Annotated in this window: 5 protein-coding genes and 1 rRNA gene; 2 read left to right on the top strand and 4 right to left on the bottom strand. The window is 70.3% G+C overall.

Going from position 1 to position 6,384, the window contains the following annotated elements; all coding sequences use genetic code 11:
- Positions 1-99, top strand: a 5S ribosomal RNA gene (gene rrf, locus DAT35_RS39550); the annotation flags it as partial.
- A 106-nt stretch (positions 100-205) separates the two neighbouring features.
- Here rrf and DAT35_RS39545 read toward each other — a convergent pair.
- Both DAT35_RS39545 and DAT35_RS39540 read right to left on the bottom strand, forming a co-directional pair.
- Positions 206-2,836 (bottom strand): FAD-dependent oxidoreductase, encoded by a 2,631-nt coding sequence (locus DAT35_RS39545; protein WP_108074450.1) that lies wholly within the window; start codon positions 2,834-2,836, stop codon positions 206-208.
- Between the two features lie 28 nt (positions 2,837-2,864).
- Complete coding sequence (locus tag DAT35_RS39540) at positions 2,865-4,451, bottom strand: FAD-binding oxidoreductase (protein WP_108074449.1); 1,587 nt, start codon at positions 4,449-4,451, stop codon at positions 2,865-2,867.
- Between the two features lie 134 nt (positions 4,452-4,585).
- On the opposite strand from DAT35_RS39540, the gene DAT35_RS39535 reads away from it, so the two are divergent.
- Positions 4,586-4,993, top strand: coding sequence for a cytochrome c (locus DAT35_RS39535; protein ID WP_108074448.1), 408 nt, complete (start codon positions 4,586-4,588; stop codon positions 4,991-4,993).
- Positions 4,994-5,021: 28 nt separating this feature from the next.
- Here the strand turns inward: DAT35_RS39535 and DAT35_RS39530 are convergent, their stop codons facing one another.
- Together DAT35_RS39530 and DAT35_RS39525 are read right to left on the bottom strand one after the other, a co-directional pair.
- On the bottom strand, positions 5,022-5,837 hold the full coding sequence (locus DAT35_RS39530; protein WP_108074447.1) for a hypothetical protein: 816 nt from the start codon (positions 5,835-5,837) through the stop codon (positions 5,022-5,024).
- A gap of 88 nt (positions 5,838-5,925) precedes the next feature.
- Positions 5,926-6,378: a Spy/CpxP family protein refolding chaperone gene (locus DAT35_RS39525; protein WP_108074446.1), complete on the bottom strand. Its 453-nt coding sequence runs from the start codon at positions 6,376-6,378 to the stop codon at positions 5,926-5,928.
- Positions 6,379-6,384 lie beyond the last annotated feature (6 nt).

Genomic DNA, 6,384 nt, shown 5'->3' with positions numbered 1-6,384 from the left:
GGGGTCCCACCCGTTCCCATCCCGAACACGGAAGTTAAGCCCTCCAGAGCCGATGGTACTCCGCGGGAAACCGCGCGGGAGAGTAGGTCGCTGCCGGATTTTTTTTGAAGGCCCCGAGTCCTCACACACATGTGTGGACTCGGGGCCTTCGCCTTTTGCGGCGCGACACGGAGCGGTTGGCAGACTCGATGGCCTGGCGTGAGGGTCAACGCGTTCCTGCTGCGAGCACGGGCGAGAGGGGCATGGCCTCCTCCCAGGCCGCCGGGCTGGGGCGGCTTGTTGGCAGGGCCTCGTCCATCCATCGCACCATCCGCTCGACGAAGCGCGGAGCATCCTCCATCTGGGGCACGTGCCCGACGTCCTCCAGGGGCTCGAAGCGCCAGTCCGGGCGCAGCGCCGCCATGGCCTCCGAGGAGGCGACGGGCACCAGCCGGTCCTGCCTGCCATGCACCAGCAGGGTCGGGGCGCGCACGCCGCGCACCCAGGACTCGAAGAGGCCCCGGCGCGCGAGCGTGAAGAGCATCGAGCGTGTGGCCTGGAGGTAGCTGGAGGCGTGCCCGAGGGCCATGCGCTCCATGCGCTCGGCGATGAGGGCCGTGTTCTCCCGCACGACCTCCTGGGGAACGCGCCGCACGTCCGCGCACCCCAGGGTGAGCACGTCCATGAAGAGCCCGTGCGCACCGGTGCGCTGGCCGTCGCGCCACATGACGTATTCGCCCACGCCGGGCATCGTGTGGCTGACGAGACGCCAGACCTGGGCGGGGTCCAACCGGGTGCCGCGAGGGGGTGGCTGCGCGGGGCTGACGAGCGCCAGTCCGGCCACCGTCTCCTCGGCGAGCGCCGCCTGGGCGAGCGTCACCAGCCCGCCCCAGGAGTTGCCCACCAGCACCGCGGGCTCCTGCACCACCTCCGTGAGGAAGCGGTGGAGCATCTCGCGCTGGCTCTGGACTCCCACGGAGCGTCCGGACATCGGCGTCCGCCCGAAGCCGACGAGGTCCAGCGCGAGCACCCGTGCGTGCTTCGCCAGCAGGGGCGCCGCCGGGAGCCAGTTGAGATAGCTGCCCCCCAGTCCGTGCAACATCACCAGGGTGCGTCCGCTCCCGCCGTAGTCGGCGTAGTGGACGGGGCCTCCGAGGTCCACCATCCGCAGCCGTACCGGGTACGCCGTCCGTGCGGCCGCGGTCCCCGGCACGGGCCCGGAGGACGGGGTTGGTTCCGCCGCCTGGGTGTCCCGCACGAGCTCGAGCCCCTTCGGGGACGGGAGGGGACGCTCGGGCAGGGCGTAACGGGTGCGCCAGAGCGTGAGGTAGGTGCGGGCCTCGGACTCCCAGCGCGCGTCATCCCAACCCAGCTCGTGCTGGCAGAGGGCGCGGATGGCGGGCAGGTGTGCCTCGCCACCGTTGGGCAGCAGCAGCCCCAGCCGCACGCGCCGCAGTAGCAGGTCATCCAGGTGGACGACGCTCTCGTGGCGGGCCGCGTGGCGCAGCTCCGCCCAGAGGGTGGAGGTGCCGGGCACGGAGTCGAGCTCTCCCGGCCGGGCCTCGGCGACCAGCGTGGGCGCATCCGCTCCATACCGTCCCCTCAGGCGCGCGCGGGCCTCGGGGGACAGGGGCGTTTCATCGAGGGCGGGCGGCGTGTCGAGGAAGGGTCCTTCCGGCTTCAGCGCGGCCAGCTCGGGCAGCTGGCGCCGCAGGGCGCGCAGGGCATCGTGCGCGATGGCGCGGCAGGTGGTCAGCTTGCCGCCGGTCACGGTGAGCAGTCCCTCTTCCTCGAGCACGAGGTGTTCGCGGGATTCCTTGGAGGGATCGCTCGCGCCGGTGGAGACGACCGGGCGCACGCCGGCGTAGCTCGACACGACGTCGTCGAGGGTGAGCCGCAGGGAGGGGAACTGCGCCTCCACCGCCTCCATGAGGTAGTCCACCTCCTCGGGAGAGATGGAGGGCTCCTCGTCCAGCGGGGGGCGGTGGTCCAGGTCCGTGGTTCCCACGAGCGTCGAGTCCTCCCAGGGCATGACGCACACGAAGCGGTCACCCCGCGGGTGCCGGAAGCTGATGCCGTGCGCGAGCGGGAAGCGCCTGGAGGAGAAGACGAGGTGGCTGCCGCGCAGCGGACGCAGCCTGGGCGCGGCGGACAGGTGGGCGCGGATCTGGTCGGCCCACACCCCGGTGGCGTTGACGACGGCCCGGGCCCGGACGGTGGCGGAGCGCTGCCCCACGGTGTCGTGCAGCTCGACGCCCGCCACGCGGCCCTGCTCGCGCAGCAGCCCGGTGACGCGCACGTGGTTGAGCGCCGAGCCTCCCGCGGCCACGGCCTCGCGCAGGATGCGCAGCACCAGCCGCGCGTCATCGACCCAGGCCTCGTCGTAGGGCACGCCGATGAGCCCCTCGTATTGCACGAGCGAGGGCACCAGCTCGCGGAGCCGGACGGGGCTGTGGTTGCCGCGAGGCCACCTGCCGGTGAGGAGCTCGTACAGGAAGATTCCCGCGCGGCCCTGCCAGTGCTTGCCGCCCTCCTTCGGGTGGCTGGTGAGCATGAAGTCGAGTGGCACCACCAGTCCGTTGCCCTCGGCCATCAGCCGCTGGCGCTCGCGGATGGACTGGCGCACCAGGGGAATGTCGCCGTTGGCCAGGTAGCGCAGTCCTCCGTGGACCAGCTTGCTGGAGCGGCTCGAGGTGCCCCAGGCGAAGTCTCGCTGCTCGACGAGCAGGGCCTTCAGTCCCGCGCGGGTGGCCTCCCGCAACACCGAGGCGCCGGTGATGCCGCCTCCGATGACGATCAAATCCCAGGGTGCGGTCAGCGCTTCCCAGAGCGCCTCTCGTTGAGTGGATGCGGACATGGTGGTGGCGACTTCCCCCGACTGCTTGTCAGACGAGCTTGCCCGGATTGAGCAGCCCCGTTGGATCGAAGGCTCCAAACATCTGGCGGATGGCGGAGATGCCGAGCTGCCCCTTCTCCGCCTCGAGCCAGGGCCGGTGGTCCGTGCCCACGCCATGCTGGTGGCTGATGGTTCCTCCGTGGGCGACCATGGCGCGGCTGGCGGCCGTCTTGAGAGCAAGCCAGCGTGCGTGGGTGTCATCGGCATCATGGCCCAGGCGGAAGACGAACGTCGTGTACAGGTTGGAGCCCGTTGGGTAGACGTGTGACAGGTGGGTGAAGGCGAGGACGCGCTCGCCCCGGTCCGCGAGGGCTTCGCGCAAGGCACTCTCGACGGCGGCGAGCAGCCGGGGCAGGTTGCTCCAGGAAGTGGCGGTCTCCACGGTGTCCAAGCCCCAGCCGCGCTCCCAGGCGGCGTTGCGCAGGTAGGGCGCGCGGAAGCGGCCCTTGCGCCACTTCTGTCCCAGCGTGGGCATGCGCACTCCACCGTGCCGGCCCGCGATGCCCAGGGCCGTGCGCCGCGAGTGCTCCACGGCGCGCTCGCTCCCGGACACCCCGAGCATCAGCATGCAGCCCTCCGCGCCCACGCCCCGCAACGCGAGCGCTCCGGACAACAGCCCCACCATGCGCGGGTGGCCGGACAGCGCGAGGTGGATGGCTGTCTCCTGGGCGGTGCTCAGGCGCAGCATGGACAGCGCCGCGCCGCTCTGCACCAGCTCGCGCACGGCGGTGCGGGCGCGTTCCCAGTCGGGGAAGAAGAGGGCGTGGAAGTCCTCGCGCTCGGGAGTCGGGGTGATGCGCACCGTGGCCTCGGTGAGGATGCCCAGGCGCCCCTCCGAGCCGAGCACGAACTCGCGCAGGTCCGGCCCGGTGGCCGAGGCGGGGAAGGAGGGGAGCATCATGGTGCCGGCGGGGGACTCGAGCCGCCCTCCGGCGAACAGGTTCTCGATGCGGCCATAGCCGAGCGACTGCTGCCCGCGCGAGCGGGTGACGATCCAACCGCCGAGCGTGGACAGCTCGAAGGACTGTGGGAAGTGCCCGAGCGTGTAGCCACGGACATTCAGTGTCTGCTCGAGTCGGGGGCCGCTGATGCCGGCGCCGAAGGTGGCGAGCCGGTCCTCCTCGGAGAGCGAGTGGAGTTGCTGGAGACGCTCCAGGGACACGGTGAGGACGGGGGCGTCACCGGGCTCCACGTTGACGTGGCCGACGACGCTGGTGCCTCCTCCGTAGGGAATGAGGCGGGCACCCACCTCGCGTGCGTAGGAGAGCAGGGCACGCACGTCCTCGGCGCTGCGAGGAAACGCCACGCCATCGGGGAAGGCGGGGACGCGGCCGCTGCGCAGGACGATGAGGTCGGGGAAGCTCTGCCCGCGCGCATGGCGGATGCGGAGCTCGGGCTCGGTGGAGACGAGCGGGTGAGGGGGCAGGCGGGAGGGAGGGACCGAGGCCGCTACCTCGGCGAGCAAGGCATCACGGGGAGCGGAGCCCGGCCCGACGCGCTCGGCGAGGACGGCCGCGGTGGTGTCGGGCAGCGGGTAGCTGACATCGGTGTGTCCCCAACCATTCCAGCGCCTCACGGTATCCCCCAGTCGGGCGCGCCCGGCCCTGGCGCTCGCACCGAATCCCGTGCCTCTCGTGGGCTTGCATCGTCGGGAGCCGGACGATACCACTGGGGGCGATTGGCCGCGAAGGGCCGAGCAGGAGTAACTCAATGCGCACGAAGTGGATGGGACTGGTGCTGTCGATGGGCGTGGTGGGTTCGGCTTTCGGGGCCGAGCCGCCGAAGGTCACACCGGCCCTGCTCGAGAAGGGCAAGACGGCCTACGCCTCCTACTGCCAGTCCTGTCACGGAGAGAAGGGCGATGGCGGTTCGATGGCGGCGTTCCTGGTTCCAAAGCCGCGCAACTTCCTGACCGAGCCCTTCAAGAAGGGCAACAAGCCGGAGGAGATCTTCCAGACGATCACCAACGGCATTCCGGGAAGCACGATGGTCGCCTTCGTGAACGTCCCCGAGGAGGATCGCTGGGCGCTCGCGCACTACGTCCTCGAGCTCCAGAAGCAGGGCAAGCCGGCGGACGCGAAGGGCGGGACGAAGAAGGCCGAGCCGAAGAAGAAGTAGCCGGTCTCCTTCCCGCGTCAGCCGTGAATCATTCCGAGCTCTCGCTGCCACGCGCGGCCAGGTCGATGAAGCCGCGGATCCAGATGAGGTTGATGGCGTGGCAGGCTTCTAGCGGAGTCCGCGTGGTGGTCTCCAATGTCGCGGTGTAGGGCACGCCGATGCGCAGGAAGTAGTCGGTGACGCTCCCATCGTTGTACTCGATGAGGCCGTCCGAGTCGGTGCGGTTGTGCTCGTCCACCTTGTCGTTGCGGATGACGTGGGCGTGCGCCGACGCGTCCTGCATGAGCTGCCGGTAGGGGCTCTTGTCCCCGAAGGTATAGGCGTAGGTGGCGGCACCCGGCAGGTAGTTGTCCTGGTGGATGTCGAGCGCCGCGGCGGGAGCGGGGTAGCGCGCGATGTCCGAGCGCACGGCGCGCGTCTCCTTGGGGCCGCCCTCGTAGAGCGCCCAGCGCAGGAAGGACTCGCCGCGGGTGAGCTCGCCCTTCCACTCGCCGGGTGCAGTCTCGTAGCGCAGGAAGTCGTTGTTGGGTTTCTCACCACTGCGGTTGTAGCGGGTGCCGTCCTCGAAGCCCGAGGGGTTGATGCAGGGGTACACGCGCAGGCCCACGTGGCGTTCCCGGGCATACTCGGCGATGGCTTCGAAGGCGTGGCACAGCGTGAGCGGACCGGCGGGCTCCTCGCCGTGGAAGCCCGAGGTGATGACCAGCCAACGCTCTCCGGGCAGGGTGAGCCGGAAGAGCGGGTATTCGACACCGCCCTCGACGACACGGGCGTACTCGTTCACCTCGGCGATACCGGCGTAGCCGCGGATGCGGCGGGCGTACTCTTGGTAGTTCTGGGGCACCTCCCCAGGGTACTCACTGGGGAGGTGGACGGGGGACGGATGGGACCGCGGTCCACCCGGGATGTGTGCTTCCGCGTGCAATCGGCCATCAGTGGGCGTTCATGTGCTCACGGACGTCGGCCGTCAGTTGCTGGCGCTGCTCGGGGGTGAGGATGCGGTGGGCCTCCAGGGCGGCGTCGGCCACCCGGTGGGCGAAGGCGCGGAAGGCGTCCACGCGGGCATCCACCAGGGCGTGCACGGCCTTGCTGTCCGGGTTGGGCGACTCCCACTGCTTCATCATCTGCTCCTTCGCGTCCTTCTGCTGCTCGAAGAGGCTCTTGCCGTCCTCGAAGAGCGAGTCCTTCAGCCCGTGGAGGGCCTGCTTCTGGGCGTCGGTGGCGTTCAGCTCCTCCAGCTGGTCATCCATCCGCCAGGTGATCATCTGCTTCATGCGCTCGGGGTCGTGCCGGCCCCAGCCGAAGTGTCCGCCGCGGAAGCCCGAGAGGAGGACGAAGGCGAGGACGGCGGAACCGGCGAGGAGGATCTTGTTCTTCGTGGTCATGGCGTA

This window comes from Vitiosangium sp. GDMCC 1.1324 (genome assembly GCF_003044305.1).
In the GTDB taxonomy this organism is placed as follows: Bacteria; Myxococcota; Myxococcia; order Myxococcales; family Myxococcaceae; genus Archangium.
The sequence above is the reverse complement of the archived record's forward strand: the minus strand, read 5'-3'. Positions and strand labels throughout refer to the sequence as shown.

Excerpts from the sequence above, each read along its gene's own strand:
- DAT35_RS39545 (WP_108074450.1), bottom strand. The coding sequence starts at position 2,836 with ATGTCCGCATCCACTCAACGAGAGGCGCTCTGGGAAGCGCTGACCGCA.
- DAT35_RS39535 (WP_108074448.1), top strand. The coding sequence starts at position 4,586 with ATGCGCACGAAGTGGATGGGACTGGTGCTGTCGATGGGCGTGGTGGGT.
- DAT35_RS39525 (WP_108074446.1), bottom strand. The coding sequence starts at position 6,378 with ATGACCACGAAGAACAAGATCCTCCTCGCCGGTTCCGCCGTCCTCGCC.